This is a genomic window from Halalkalirubrum salinum (assembly GCF_005543295.1).
GTDB lineage: Archaea > Halobacteriota > Halobacteria > Halobacteriales > Haloferacaceae > Halalkalirubrum > Halalkalirubrum salinum.
Genome location: NZ_SRSG01000010.1, coordinates 62,675 through 75,420, shown reverse-complemented (window position 1 = coordinate 75,420; position 12,746 = coordinate 62,675). Strand labels below are relative to the sequence as shown.

Below are 12,746 nucleotides of genomic sequence, written 5' to 3'. Positions count from 1 at the left end.
CCGGTATGCATCCGATCGAGGCGAGTGGGCTCACGAAGACGTATGGCTCGGTCCTTGGCGTCGATTCGCTCTCCTTTCACGTCGAGTCCGGCGAGGTGTTCGGTTTTCTCGGTCCGAACGGCGCCGGAAAAACAACGTTTATCCGACTTCTTTTGGGACTGATTTCGCCAACCAGCGGGACTGCCGCCGTGTTGGGCGCGGATGTACGCGAGGAAGCTGCGTTGATCGAGGCCAAACGACGCGTCGGCTATCTCCCGGCGAACCTGGGCTTCGATCCAGGAGCCACTGGCGAGGATGTCCTCGACTATCACGGGGCAGTCAAGGGTGACAGCCGTCGACAAGATCTGTTAGCGATGTTTTCTCCACCGATCGACCGGCCGATCCGGGAGTACTCGACAGGCAACAAACAGATGCTGGGACTCGTCCAGGCGTTCATGCACGATCCGGACCTCGTCATCATGGACGAACCGACCTCCGGGCTCGATCCGCTCAAACAGGAACGGTTTCACGAATTCATTCGCGCCGAGCGTGATCGTGGGACGACCGTGTTTTTCTCCTCACACGTGCTGAGCGAAGTCCGGCGTGTCTGCGATCGCGTCGGCATCCTCCGTGAAGGATCGCTCGTCGCGCTCGAAGACATTGATACCCTGTTAGCACAGGGCGGCAAGCGGGTCCATCTTCGGGCTTCCGAGGACGTCCACGATCGTGTCCGATCGCTCGATGGCGTCTTCGATCTCGACACTGTTGGCCACGAACTGCACTTTACCTATGCAGGGGGGTACAACGAACTACTCAAGCGTCTAGCCAGCTTTGAGATCCTCGACATCGAAATCACCGAACCGCCGCTCGAAGACGTATTCATGCACTACTATGGAGATGACACTGAGACCGACGATCACGCAACAAAACTGGAGGCAGGAGATGCTTGAGACCGCCCGGTACGAGGTCGATCGCCGACGCCGTGGCACCGTCGTTTTGACCGCGGGAATCAGCCTCGTCGCTGTCTTTTTCATCGCGCTGTATCCGTCGTTTCAGACCGCGGACATTGACATCGACCAGATGATTGAGGCGTGGCCCCCGGCGATGCGGGAGGCGTTCGGCCTCGTTACTCTCGCGTCGATCGAGGGCTTTCTGGCCGTCGAACTGTACAATTTTGTTTGGGTAATTGTCCTCGGATTGTATTTCGCGTACCTCGCCGCAGGACTCATTGCCGACGATATTGAGGGCGATCGGATGGATCTGTTGTGCTCGCTGCCGGTCTCCCGGACGCGGGTGTTGTTCGAAAAGTTCGCCGCGCTGGTGGTTCCAATCCTCGCGGTCAACGTAGTCGTCGGTTCACTCGTGTATGCCGGAACGATTGCAATCGGGGAGCCGATCGGTCCCCTCGGACTCGTGATGGTACATCTCCTTTCGATTCCGTATCTGCTTTCTTGTGCGGCGATCGGGCTCATCTTTTCTGTCAGATTCAATCGCGGCGATGTGGCCAAGCGTGCCGCGATCGCCGCGATATTCGCGCTCTATCTGCTGGATTCGATCGCCGGTAGCGTTGAAGAGATCTCGGTGGTACAGTCGCTAACGCCGTCTGGCTACTACGATCCGACGGCGATTCTTGTGCAGGAAACGTACGCGATCGAGGATGCGGCGGTGTTGCTCGTGGCAACTGCTGCCGTGCTCGTTGGGGCGCGGGTACTCTTTGTCCGCCGTGACCTCTGACTCTGTGCGGCCAATAGATCGGTTACGGCTCGCTCGCCCACTGACACCGATGTCACTGCTGGAGTTTTAGGTTTGGAGCCCAAAGTATAGGTGTTATGTCAGACACAACTGTTGCAGTCGTTGGCGGTGGCCCTGCGGGGCTCAGTGCGGCGCTTTTTGCCCAGAAGAACGGCCTTGATACAGTCGTCTTCGACACCGACTCTACGTGGATGCACAAAGCGCATCTGTTCAACTACCTAGGCATTGGCTCTGTTGACGGATCTGCATTCCTGGAAACCGCCCGAGCACAGGTCGATTCGTTCGGCGTCGATCGTCGCCAGGGTTCGGAGGTCACGACCGTCTCCGAGGCCGAGGACGGATTCGTCATCGAGACCGATGACGAGAGCGTCGAGGCGGCGTACGTGGTGTTGGCGACGGGTGCAAATCGCGATCTCGCCGAATCACTCGGCTGTGCGTTTGACGGTGATCTCGTTGACGTTGATGTCACGATGGAGACAAGCGTCGAGAACGCCTACGCGACCGGTGCGATGGTTCGCGCCGAAGAGTGGCAGGCGGTGATCTCTGCGGGCGATGGGGCCGCCGCGGCGCTGAATATCCTCTCGAACGAGAAAGGCGAACACTACCACGACTTCGATGTCCCCGCCGACGCAGACCGCGTCTTCGGCGAAATGGCCGACGAGTAGTTGTTCACTCGCAGATCGGCGGTGAGTGATTGTGGAGTCGCAGATCGGCGGTGAGTGATTGTCGAGTCGGAGATCGGCGGTGAGTGATTGTGGAGTCGCAGATCGGCGGTGAGTGATTGTGGAGTCGCAGATCGGCGGTGAGTGATTGTGGAGTCGCAGATCGGCGGTGAGTGATTGTGGAGTCGCAGATCGACGAGAGTAATTGTCTAATCGAAGATCGGCGACGATCGGCGCTGTCCTAGCTGTGGATACCCATCGCTTCGATCTGTTCTTGATATCGATTCCGAATCGTTACCTCGGTGACTTGGGCGACATCAGCAACCTCTCGCTGGGTCTTTTTTTGATTACAGAGCAGCGACGCCGCGTAGATCGCTGCAGCGGCGAAGCCGGTTGGCGACTTTCCGGATAACAACCCCTCCTCAGCAGTGGTGTCGATGATCTCTTTTGCTTTCGATTGGACCTCCTCGGAGAGTTCGAGTTCTGAGCAGAACCGTGGGACGTACTTTTTCGGATCAACAGGCCGCATCTCTAAGCCGAGTTCCTGGGAGATGTAGCGATACGTTCGCCCAATCTCCTTGCGATCGACCCGTGAGACCTCCGAAATTTCTTCGAGGCTCCGTGGGATGCCCTCTTTTCGACACGCGGCGTACAACGCCGCGGTGGAGACGCCTTCGATCGATCGGCCGCGGATGAGGTCCTCACTGAGTGCGCGACGATAGATGACTGAGGCGACCTCGCGAACCGATCGCGGAACGCCGAGCGCAGACGCCATCCGATCGATTTCCGAAAGGGCGAACTGGAGGTTGCGCTCGCCGGCGTCTTTGGTGCGAATACGCTCTTGCCACTTGCGCAGCCGGTGCATCTGGCTGCGCTTTTCCGAGGACAGCGATCGCCCGTAGGCGTCTTTGTCCTTCCAGTCGATCGTCGTCGTCAACCCCTTGTCGTGCATCGTCTTCGTCGTTGGCGCACCCACTCGGGATTTGTTCTGTCGCTCCGAATGGTTGAACGCACGCCACTCGGGCCCCCGATCAATCTGGTCTTCTTCGATTATTAGTCCAGTCTCTTCGTGTATCAGCTCTCCATCAGCCGTCCGAACGAGATCCTCGGGATCGATCTCTTCGGGGTCTAATTCTGCCTCGGCCGCCGACTCGGCCGTGTCTTCTTCACGCGTGCCTGTCGATCGGTGCCCCCGCTGGCGGGTAGACCGTTTCATCGCATTTATATAGTAATCTTCGACGCATATTTAAAACTTTGTGGCAGGGGCTCGATCCACACGCCACTGACAGCCACACGGGTAAGATACCACGGATTCGAAGCGAACGACATAACGGCGATCAGTTCAAAACGCTTTGTATGCCGACGATCGAAGCCGACCCGGCTGCTGCTGCTGAGACGCTCGCGGCCGCAGGGGTCGAACTCACCGACGGAAACACCCCCCACGAGCGCTGGCGGGCAACTCGGGGAGATGCGGTTGCGGTGGCCTACGACGACAAGATCGTCGTGCAGGGATCGAACCCCGACAATCTTACACTGTTATTGCGCGAGGGGGCTGGCCGTGGCTATCTGTACTTCGACGGCGCAAGCCGAGGTAACCCTGGTGAGGCCGCGATCGGCTGGGTCATTATCACCGGCGACGGGATCGCTGCGGAGGGGAGCCGGCGGATCGACCCGACGACCAACAACCGTGCGGAGTATGAGGCGCTTCTCGCGGGGCTTGAGGCGGCGATCGACTACGGGCTCTCGGTCGTCGATATCCGTGGAGATTCAGAACTCGTTGTCAAGCAGGTCCGCGGCGAGTGGCAGACGAACAATCCGCAGCTTCGCGAGTACCGAATTGAGGTCCGATCGTGTCTCGAGTCGTTCGACGAGTGGTCGATCGAGCACGTTCCTCGTGAACTCAACGAGCGTGCGGACGATCTCGCGAACGAGGCGTTTGCAGAGGGACGGTAACCAGATGACTGACCACACACCTGAAATGACCGACGACACTGCGGATAGTCCGCTTCCCGAAGATGTGGTCTCGGAGGCCGAACGGCTCACCGCCCTCGCCGCCGATGCGGTTGACAACGCGGCAAAAGCGGCGTATCGTCGTGAGCGCGATCGACTCGTTGCCGATCACGACTACTCGGCTCGACTCCGCGAGGAGGACTCCACACTCGTGTTATATCCTGCCGGGTGGACCGAAGATGGGACTGTCCAGTTCGATCGAATCGACGATACCGATCGAGCTATCGAGGTGCCACTGGGGCCACAGGAAGGAGACAACTGGGCAGCGGTCGAAGCGCACAACCAGTCGATCGTCGAAGCCGTTGCCGAAGACGCTTCAGCGTTGCACGCGAAAAACGTGCGAGCGTTCGCGGATTTCATGGGAAACCATTATCTCCAGCCGCTTGACACCGCGACAGCCGAACAGCTCACGGTGTTCTACGAGGAGTATTATCCACGGAATGCGTGGGCGAGCGAACGCCAGCAGGCGGTCGTCGAAGCGTCGATCCGCATAGCGTTCAGGCTCACAGACGCGTCATATCCGCTGTGAGCGGTCGCCGCACGTTAGTTGTCGAGTAGTGCCCGGATGTCGTCGGCGCGACCGTCATTGGTGACGATCTTATCAAATGCCCATTCGAACTGCGAGAGGAGTGCTTGGTATCCTTCTTCGGTCAGTTCGTACTGGTTCGTCCGCTTGTCCAACTCGGATTTCTCGACGAAGCCCAACCCGACGAGAGAATCTAAGTTCGGGTAGAGTCGACCGTGGTTGACCTCTGCATTGTAGTACGATTCGAGTTCCCGCTTAATCGCAAGGCCGTACATCGGCTCTGCAGCAAGAATCGTGAGGATGTTCTGCTGGAATGCGGTCAGATCTCGGATTTCAGCTAGCCCGTCAGCAATCGCTTGTGCCTCTGACATATTCGACCAAAGGATACGGAGATATATAACGTTTCGTAAGTCTATTGATGCTTTGTGAAAGGAAGGCGTTGCTGTGTAACAGTTTGGTAATTTTTAACAGATTTCTCAGCAAGATTCTGTGTCTTCGTGTGATTCGGTAATTTTCACCAATAACTAAATATTGCCGCTGTTTTATCCGTTTCTAAAGTCGTTGGGGCTCAAAAGATGCCGAGGAATCTCGAAAACCCTTTGAGCGTGTTGTCGAAACGACACACTGTATGAGCAACCTCTTCGAAGATCTCGAAACCGGTCCAGACGCTCCTGAGACGATCTACGCCGTCGTCGAATGTTTGAAAGGCGAACGGAACAAGTACGAATACGACAAAGACCTGCCCGGTGTCGTGCTCGATCGTGTCTTGCACTCGAACGTCCACTACCCGAGTGACTACGGATTCATCCCCCAGACGTGGTACGACGATGACGATCCGCTCGACGTACTTGTGCTTGTTGAAGACCAGACCTTCCCCGGCTGCGTTATCGAAGCACGTCCAGTTGCACTCATGAAGATGGACGACGACGGCGAACAGGACGACAAGGTCATTGCCGTCCCGATCGAGGATCCACGATACGATCACATCGAAGATCTTGACGACGTGCCCGACCACCTCCGCGCTGAGATCGACGAGTTCTTTGAGACCTACAAAAACCTTGAGGCCGGCAAAGAGGTCGAAACCCTCGGCTGGGAGGACAAAACTGCCGCGATCGACGCAATCGAACACTCCCAGGAACTGTACGACGAGAAATTCTGAACGGTTTCACGGCGATCGAGTGGCGACGTTTTGAGTAATTGGTGTCTCTATCGGTGGTAGTCGGAAATATATGCACGTTAGACATACGCCACGCGCTGCCGATGTGTTATGCGCATGGGTAATTTTTTGAGTGAGACAGCCCTACGTATTGTTACTATGGCCGTACGTCGTCAACCGATTGGGATGAACCACCTCACGGTCGTCCCCACCAACTTCGATCCCGACGCAGAGACGGATGTCGATCGATTGGATTCCGCCAGTGCCTCAGACATCTGCGAGCGCGACACGTAGCTGTCGTGGGGAGGCTCCGTTCGGGTGCGTCTGTCGATCGTCACCGAGCCAAACCCATTTTATCCCACCGCTTCTAGAGGCGAGTAATGGCAAAGTGTGACGAGTGTGGGGCCTATGAGAATCTCCCGTATCAATGTCACCGCTGTGGACAGACGTTCTGTGCGGAGCATCGGCTCCCAGAGAACCACGACTGTCCCGGTCTAGGCGACTGGAACGATCCCGGCGGCGTCTTCGACAGCGGGTTTGACGACAGTGTCCACGCCGAAGGCGGTTCGACGGATGACGGGGCGATCGCCCGAGCGAAGCGATCGTTCGAACAGAACGTGACCGGGACTGGCGGCTTTCTGGGATTTTTCCGCGGAAACGTCACGTACGCGCTGTTGGGTGTCTTTTGGATCGTCTTCGTGTTGGAGTTCGTCGTCCTCTCTTTGTTCGGCTTCGAGACCTTCCGTGCGATTTTCTCGCTGTCGACAGCGAATCCCGAATACGTCTGGACCTGGGTAACGTCGGTCTTTTCGCACAGTCCTGTTGGACTCTTTCATATCGCTGGAAACAGCATCGCGCTGTTCTTTTTTGGTCCGCTCGTTGAGCGCTACGTCGGCTCGAAGCGGTTCTTGGGCTTTTTCCTCGTTAGCGGCATCCTTGCCGGACTCGGGCATGTCCTGTTTTCGATCGCGATCGGCGATACTGTCATCATCCTCGGCGCGAGTGGCGCTGTCTTTGCAATTTTGGGTGTCGTCACGGTGTTGCGCCCGAATCTGGAAGTGCTTTTGTTCTTCGTCATCCCGATGAAAATCAAATACCTCACCTACGGGATCGCCGCAATCTCGATTGTGTTCGTGCTCCAGCCGTCGATCGCCGCCTCGGCGGGACTTGGCGGCATTGCTCACCTCGCACACTTGATCGGCTTCGTCATCGGGCTCGCGTACGGCAAGCGAATTGAGGGTACTGGCCCGGCCCGCAGCGGTGGAATGCCCGGAATTCAGCTCGGTCCTCGCGGTCCTGGCGGTCCTGGGCGTGGGCCGCGGCGATAGATGCCGATCGAGCCCACCCGCCCCGAGTTTCGTCCCGATCCGGCGCTCGATCGAGCGGAGATGGAGTCACTCCAGCGTGCGATCGCCGCCGAAGCGATGTTCACGGACGACGAAACGTTCCAATCGGGCTCCAAGGCGCTCACGATCGTTGGCGTTGATCAGTCCTTCCTCGAGGATCGCGTCATCAGCGCGATCGTCGCCTTCGAGGCCGGTGCGGTGGTTGAACGAACCCACGCGGTCTCGCCGCTGTCTATCCCGTATATCCCGGGCTTGTTGGCGTTTCGCGAGGGGGGGCCGATCTGTGAAGCGTTTGCGACCCTCTCGTGTACACCTGACCTCGCGCTGTTCGACGGAAGCGGACGCATCCACTACCGACAGGCGGGACTCGCGACGCATATTGGCGTCATCTACGACCTCCCGTCGATCGGTGTCGCGAAGTCGCTGCTCTGTGGGGCCCCTGCGGAACCAGTGGCTGATCGACCAGCCGGCTGGCGAGCGCCGATCCACGCGGACGCAAACGTCGATGCGCCCGATGGGACGACAATCGGCTACGCCGTACAATCAAAACAGTACAATCACGACGCATCGACGAGTATCAATCCGCTGTATGTCAGTCCCGGCCACCGCGTGGGCGCTAAAACTGCCGCCGATGTTGTCGAGGCGCTCTGTGCGGGCTACAAACTGCCTGAGCCGACCCGGGCGGCCGATCGCTACGCCGATGAGGTCAAACGGAATCTCTGCTGACTAATGATCCTCATAATTATCACCCCCTCGGCGCAATAAGTGACTGTGCAACCGAAGACGGTCCTCATCACCGGCTGTTCGTCAGGGATCGGCCGCGCCTCGGCGCTCGCGTTCAGAGAAGAAGACTGGACCGTGTACGCGACGGCCAGAAACCCTGCGGACATCGAATCGCTCGGCGATCGCGGCTGCGAACTCGCAACCCTCGACGTCACAAAAGACGACGACGTCGATCGAGTCATCGATCGTGTCCTTGACGAGCAGGGACGGATCGACTGTCTCGTTAACAACGCGGGCTACGGGCTGTTTGGTCCGGTTGAAGACACCTCGACCGACCAACTCAACCAACAACTCGACGTGAACGTCGCCGGTCCCCACCGGCTGATGAAAGCGGTGCTCCCACACATGCGCCGGGAAGAAGACGGTACGATCATCAACGTCTCGAGTCTCGCCGGGCGGGTTTCGTTCCCCGGTGGCGGTCCCTACTGCGGCTCGAAGTTCGCGCTCGAGGCGATGTCTGACGCGCTCCGAAGCGAGGTTGAACCGCACGGCATCGACGTCGTGCTCATCGAACCCGGTCCTGTCGAGAGCGAATTCCGCAGCCGGGCGCAGTCTGAGGTCGAAGAGACTGATCGATCGGGTGCATACGACGCGTTCTACTCGATTTTCGAGGACACCACACTCATCGCCGGTGACGGTCCGGGTGCGGTCTCGCCCGATCGAGTCGCCGCCGACATCGTCAACGCCGCGAGTGCGACAAAACCGCCTGCTCGGGTTCCGGTCGGACCGATCGCCCGATACGGTTCACTGGCTCGATTCCTCCCAGATACCATTCGCGATCAGCTGTTCTCGCTTGCCCGACGACTCGGCTGAACCCCTACTCAGTCCAGGCAGGCAGCGACGACCCCGAGTGCTTCTGTACCCTGTACCTCCTCGGCTAACAGGGGGACCCGCTTCACGTCTCGGCCGCGGTACAGCTCCGTCGCCCGCTGCAGTGCGTTCTGTTGGACCTTCCAGCGCCGCTGACAGAATTCACAGTCTTCGAGATTCGGCGAGACAACCCACGACGGATCGACCGTCGCATCAGTGACGTCGGTGAGGTTCTCCATAACTCGGTTCACGACGAGCGTCTGGACGGGTATCCCGAACGAGCCGAGCTGATCGACAAGCCGCTCTGACTCGACGACGCTCATCTCTTCGGGCACCATTACCACTCGGAAGTCGGTTTGTGCCGGATCGCTAAGGACGCCGCGGAGTCGCTCGATGCGATCGGCCAACTCGTCCATGTCGGCCATCGGGTCACCCCCGTTGTCACCGCCGCCGAACATGCCTTTCATGCTGTCCATCATTCCCTGGAACTGTTGTCTGAGCTTCGCAATTCGGCCGATCATCGAATCCATCAGTTCGGGAAGCTCGAGTAGCCGAAGCGTATGGCCAGTGGGTGCGGTGTCGACGATGACGCGATCGAACCGCGGGTCGTCGAGATACTCGAGTAGCTGTCGCATCGCCGCCGCCTCGTCGGCACCGGGCATCGAGCCGCCGAGCAGCCCGCCCATGCCCTCGGTATCTTCCTCACCCGCTGGCCCGAACAATCCGCCCATCTCCTCGCCGGCTGCGCCAAGCCCGCCGAGCGGATCGCCCTCCGCGCCGAACAGTCCTTCCTCCATCGCTGCCTCAGGATCGATCTCGGCGGCGTACAGCGGCATTTCCGGGTGAATTCGCGCCGGCTTTGGCGGGATCGACACGCCCAGTGTATCTGACAGCGAGTGCGCAGGGTCAGTCGAGACGACGAGTGTCGAGACACCGCCTGCAGCGCTCGACAGCGCTGTCGCGGCGGCCATCGTCGTCTTCCCGACACCACCTTTCCCGCCGTAGAGCACGTACTCGGGCGCATCAACGCCGTCAGGGAGCCCGCTGACTGTCGGCGTTACCTCGATCTGGTTGTCTTCGGTGTCGACAGTATCGCCTCCCTCGGGTGGTTCGTCGCCCTCGTCAACGCGATCGACGGCTTCGACGTCGATTTCGTCCATACCCGTAGTCGAGTCCGAACCGTTGTGTACTCGTCGGTCTCCGTTGAGTGAATACAATCTGTTTGGCGTTGTTGAAATCCTCAGAAGTTGATAGTTTTACACCTACAATTGCTTAGTACAGGAGAACTATCCACTAACGATGTTCTCGATAATGACCGTTCCTACAACGTAGACAGGGAATATGAATAGAATCATCAAAACCGGAATCACGATGAATTCTGGTGTATTTCCATCCCCTGTTTCGTAAACAAGCGCAGCTAACAGGAACGCAATCAGAGCGAGAAGCAATTCTGTGCGATCCATATAGGCACAACAGTATTGGGCCGTTTTATCATTGCGGTGGGTACGCACCCTTCAGCGATCGTACGTTTCAGGCAATAATATGTCTGAACAATAGGATTTCAACAGAGCCATCTGTTTTTATCGATCGCTTAGACGCAATAGCTCTGAGAACCGCTCACTTGAACCGGAAGGTTTCGAGGTTCTTCGGCGCGAACGTCCGCATGTTAAATTTGTGATACAGCGCCGACGAGAGGTCCTGCACCGATCGCTCGTCGCCGTGGACACAGAGCACCTTCTCCGGCCGAGGGTTCATCGTTCGCACGAAGTTCATGAGTCCCTGGCGATCGGCGTGCCCGGAGAAGCCGTCGACGGTCGCAACGTCCATCTTCAAAGAGAGCGTGTTATTCCGACCGCCGTTGCCGTTTCGATCGTTGATCGGAATCTCGTCCCAGCCGTTCTGGATACGGCGGCCCAGCGTTCCCTGTGCCTGATACCCAACAAAGACGAGCCGTGAGTCTGGGTCCGGCCCGATGTGGCGCAGCCACGACATGATCGGCCCGCCGGTAACCATCCCGGACGTCGAGAGGATGATACACTGATCGCCGTCAGCAACCTCCTGTCGCTCTTCCTCGCCGGCGTCGATGTGGTTGAACTCGTCGGCGAGGAACGGGTTTTTGTCCTCGTGGAAGATGCGATCGCGGAGATCGTCACGGAGATACTCGGGATAGGTCGTGTGGATAGCGGTTGCCTCCCAGATCATCCCGTCGAGGTGGACCGGCATCGAGGGGATCTTGCCGGATCGCATCGCTTCCTCTAAGACGAGCATAATCTCCTGGGAGCGCCCCACAGCGAACGCCGGAATGACAATTTTGCCGCCCTTCTCGTACGTTTCGTTGATAATTTCGATCAGGTTCTGCTCGGAGTCTTCCTGATCAGTCTGGTAGTCGTTTCGTCCGCCGTACGTCGACTCCATGACGAGGGTTTCGACGCGCGGGAAGTCATTGACTGCGCCGTTGAAAAGGCGGGTGTCGTCGTAGTGGATGTCCCCTGAGAACGCGACGTTGTACATCCCATCGCCGATGTGGAAGTGCGACACTGCAGAGCCGAGGATGTGGCCTGCGTTGTGGAAGGTGAGCTTGATGTCGGGAGCAATGTCGGTTACGTCGCCGTACTCGATCGGGATGGTGTGTTTGATTGTCTCTCGAACCATCTCGGATTCGTACGGCGGCGTCCGGCCTTCTTTGACCGCCACGTCGAGGTAGTCGAGCTGGAGCAGTCCCATCAAATCCCGGGTCGGTTCTGTACAGTAAATCGGGCCGTCGTAGCCGTATTTGAACAACAGCGGGACGAGCGCGGAGTGATCGAGGTGGGCGTGGGTCAACACGACCGCGTCGATCGAGTTGGCTCCTGAGCCAAGCGCCTCCGGGACTTGCAGGTACGGCACTTCGCCCTCTGCGCCGGGTTTGTCCCCACAGTCGATCAGGATGCGGGTGTCTGCGGTCGAGAGCACGAAGCTCGCGCGACCGACCTCTCGACAGCACCCGAGCGTCGAGATTCGGACCCACTCTTCACGGCTCAGTTGCTCGCGGTGGATCTGGCGACCGACGCGTTCGAGGATGTCACGACGATCCTCGCGCTCTTGTTTGAGGAAATTTCGAACGTTCGAGACTGTCGACGACTCGATCGGCGGCGTCCGAACGACCTCCGGGGTCCAGCCGACCTCTTTTGTGATCTCTCGCAGCGTTGAGCCGTGGCGGCCGATCACCATTCCCGGCTTTGCGGCCTCAATGACGACTTCTCCGGTATCGTGGTGGAAATCCAAATCGGTGACGTTCGCCTCTGCAGGGATGATCGATCGGATCTTTTCTGCGGCGGCGTCAGTCTGGGTCAGCGCGGTCGGATCCGGACGGACTGTAATCCGCTTTCGGAACCGGCTCGCAAGTGTTCGAATGAGATCGCCGTCGCTCGCGAAGCGCTTTGGATCGGGCGTGTACAGGACGAGTTCGGGACCCTCGTATTTGACGTCCGAAACGGTGATGTCGTTCGGGATCTGCTCTTCAACTTCTGCTTTCAGTTCGTCGAGTTGTTTATCTACTGAACTCATATCTCGGAGAAACTCGACGGCGCGAGGATGCGCAGTTGCCGATCGACGGAACTGCGACAGGGCCATACGGCCACATGAGTCGCACCGTTCGAGCACATATACTGATACTGTCTGATAGGTGTACGAATGCGGGAACAGGCAGCGAAAACCCGCTTAGTCCTCTCTACTTGCTTATT

The 12,746-nt window shown here is 58.5% G+C and carries 14 protein-coding genes; 10 read left to right on the top strand and 4 right to left on the bottom strand.

Annotated features, from left to right (window positions below; all coding sequences use genetic code 11):
* Positions 1-5 precede the first annotated feature (5 nt).
* The 3 genes from E5K03_RS03795 to E5K03_RS03785 all read left to right on the top strand — a co-directional run bounded on the left by E5K03_RS03795 (position 6) and on the right by E5K03_RS03785 (position 2,396).
* A complete protein-coding gene (locus tag E5K03_RS03795) occupies positions 6-929 on the top strand; it encodes an ABC transporter ATP-binding protein (RefSeq protein WP_138005039.1) in 924 nt (307 codons plus the stop codon).
* The gene (locus tag E5K03_RS03790) at positions 922-1,713 is read left to right on the top strand and encodes an ABC transporter permease (protein ID WP_138005038.1); all 792 of its coding nucleotides are present in this window, start codon (positions 922-924) and stop codon (positions 1,711-1,713) included. Before E5K03_RS03795 ends, E5K03_RS03790 begins: the two co-directional genes overlap by 8 nt.
* 95 nt (positions 1,714-1,808) lie before the next feature.
* The gene (locus tag E5K03_RS03785; RefSeq protein ID WP_138005037.1) at positions 1,809-2,396 is read left to right on the top strand and encodes an NAD(P)/FAD-dependent oxidoreductase; all 588 of its coding nucleotides are present in this window, start codon (positions 1,809-1,811) and stop codon (positions 2,394-2,396) included.
* Positions 2,397-2,634: 238 nt separating this feature from the next.
* Here E5K03_RS03785 and E5K03_RS03780 read toward each other — a convergent pair whose 3' ends face one another.
* On the bottom strand, positions 2,635-3,609 hold the full coding sequence (locus tag E5K03_RS03780) for a transcription initiation factor IIB (protein WP_137197224.1): 975 nt from the start codon (positions 3,607-3,609) through the stop codon (positions 2,635-2,637).
* Positions 3,610-3,749: 140 nt separating this feature from the next.
* Here E5K03_RS03780 and rnhA point away from each other — a divergent pair, with 140 nt between their 5' ends.
* Positions 3,750-4,346 carry a ribonuclease HI gene (rnhA, locus tag E5K03_RS03775; RefSeq protein ID WP_138005036.1) on the top strand — a complete coding sequence of 199 codons (597 nt, stop codon included), beginning with the start codon at positions 3,750-3,752 and terminating at the stop codon, positions 4,344-4,346.
* A 4-nt stretch (positions 4,347-4,350) separates the two neighbouring features.
* A complete protein-coding gene (locus E5K03_RS03770) occupies positions 4,351-4,932 on the top strand; it encodes a DUF7108 domain-containing protein (RefSeq protein WP_240729927.1) in 582 nt (193 codons plus the stop codon).
* 14 nt (positions 4,933-4,946) lie between these two features.
* Here E5K03_RS03770 and E5K03_RS03765 read toward each other — a convergent pair whose 3' ends face one another.
* Positions 4,947-5,300: a PadR family transcriptional regulator gene (locus E5K03_RS03765; protein WP_138005035.1), complete on the bottom strand. Its 354-nt coding sequence runs from the start codon at positions 5,298-5,300 to the stop codon at positions 4,947-4,949.
* 257 nt (positions 5,301-5,557) lie between these two features.
* On the opposite strand from E5K03_RS03765, the gene E5K03_RS03760 reads away from it, so the two are divergent.
* The 5 genes from E5K03_RS03760 to E5K03_RS03745 all read left to right on the top strand — a co-directional run bounded on the left by E5K03_RS03760 (position 5,558) and on the right by E5K03_RS03745 (position 9,027).
* Positions 5,558-6,088 (top strand): inorganic diphosphatase, encoded by a 531-nt coding sequence (locus E5K03_RS03760; protein ID WP_138005034.1) that lies wholly within the window; start codon positions 5,558-5,560, stop codon positions 6,086-6,088.
* A gap of 156 nt (positions 6,089-6,244) precedes the next feature.
* On the top strand, positions 6,245-6,379 hold the full coding sequence (locus E5K03_RS17665) for a hypothetical protein (protein WP_265338710.1): 135 nt from the start codon (positions 6,245-6,247) through the stop codon (positions 6,377-6,379).
* Between the two features lie 86 nt (positions 6,380-6,465).
* Positions 6,466-7,413 carry a rhomboid family intramembrane serine protease gene (locus E5K03_RS03755; RefSeq protein WP_138005033.1) on the top strand — a complete coding sequence of 316 codons (948 nt, stop codon included), beginning with the start codon at positions 6,466-6,468 and terminating at the stop codon, positions 7,411-7,413.
* Positions 7,414-8,157: an endonuclease V gene (locus E5K03_RS03750; RefSeq protein ID WP_138005032.1), complete on the top strand. Its 744-nt coding sequence runs from the start codon at positions 7,414-7,416 to the stop codon at positions 8,155-8,157.
* A gap of 45 nt (positions 8,158-8,202) precedes the next feature.
* Positions 8,203-9,027 carry an SDR family oxidoreductase gene (locus E5K03_RS03745; protein WP_138005031.1) on the top strand — a complete coding sequence of 275 codons (825 nt, stop codon included), beginning with the start codon at positions 8,203-8,205 and terminating at the stop codon, positions 9,025-9,027.
* Between the two features lie 8 nt (positions 9,028-9,035).
* Here the strand turns inward: E5K03_RS03745 and E5K03_RS03740 are convergent, their stop codons facing one another.
* Both E5K03_RS03740 and E5K03_RS03735 read right to left on the bottom strand, forming a co-directional pair.
* On the bottom strand, positions 9,036-10,184 hold the full coding sequence (locus E5K03_RS03740) for an ArsA family ATPase (RefSeq protein ID WP_138005030.1): 1,149 nt from the start codon (positions 10,182-10,184) through the stop codon (positions 9,036-9,038).
* Positions 10,185-10,641: 457 nt separating this feature from the next.
* Complete coding sequence (locus tag E5K03_RS03735; protein WP_138005029.1) at positions 10,642-12,570, bottom strand: beta-CASP ribonuclease aCPSF1; 1,929 nt, start codon at positions 12,568-12,570, stop codon at positions 10,642-10,644.
* Positions 12,571-12,746: the final 176 nt, after the last annotated feature.

Excerpts from the sequence above, each read along its gene's own strand:
- E5K03_RS03795 (WP_138005039.1), top strand. The coding sequence starts at position 6 with ATGCATCCGATCGAGGCGAGTGGGCTCACGAAGACGTATGGCTCGGTC.
- E5K03_RS03790 (WP_138005038.1), top strand. The coding sequence starts at position 922 with ATGCTTGAGACCGCCCGGTACGAGGTCGATCGCCGACGCCGTGGCACC.
- E5K03_RS03785 (WP_138005037.1), top strand. The coding sequence starts at position 1,809 with ATGTCAGACACAACTGTTGCAGTCGTTGGCGGTGGCCCTGCGGGGCTC.
- E5K03_RS03780 (WP_137197224.1), bottom strand. The coding sequence starts at position 3,609 with ATGAAACGGTCTACCCGCCAGCGGGGGCACCGATCGACAGGCACGCGT.
- rnhA (WP_138005036.1), top strand. The coding sequence starts at position 3,750 with ATGCCGACGATCGAAGCCGACCCGGCTGCTGCTGCTGAGACGCTCGCG.
- E5K03_RS03770 (WP_240729927.1), top strand. The coding sequence starts at position 4,351 with ATGACTGACCACACACCTGAAATGACCGACGACACTGCGGATAGTCCG.
- E5K03_RS03765 (WP_138005035.1), bottom strand. The coding sequence starts at position 5,300 with ATGTCAGAGGCACAAGCGATTGCTGACGGGCTAGCTGAAATCCGAGAT.
- E5K03_RS03760 (WP_138005034.1), top strand. The coding sequence starts at position 5,558 with ATGAGCAACCTCTTCGAAGATCTCGAAACCGGTCCAGACGCTCCTGAG.
- E5K03_RS17665 (WP_265338710.1), top strand. The coding sequence starts at position 6,245 with ATGGCCGTACGTCGTCAACCGATTGGGATGAACCACCTCACGGTCGTC.
- E5K03_RS03755 (WP_138005033.1), top strand. The coding sequence starts at position 6,466 with ATGGCAAAGTGTGACGAGTGTGGGGCCTATGAGAATCTCCCGTATCAA.
- E5K03_RS03750 (WP_138005032.1), top strand. The coding sequence starts at position 7,414 with ATGCCGATCGAGCCCACCCGCCCCGAGTTTCGTCCCGATCCGGCGCTC.
- E5K03_RS03740 (WP_138005030.1), bottom strand. The coding sequence starts at position 10,184 with ATGGACGAAATCGACGTCGAAGCCGTCGATCGCGTTGACGAGGGCGAC.
- E5K03_RS03735 (WP_138005029.1), bottom strand. The coding sequence starts at position 12,570 with ATGAGTTCAGTAGATAAACAACTCGACGAACTGAAAGCAGAAGTTGAA.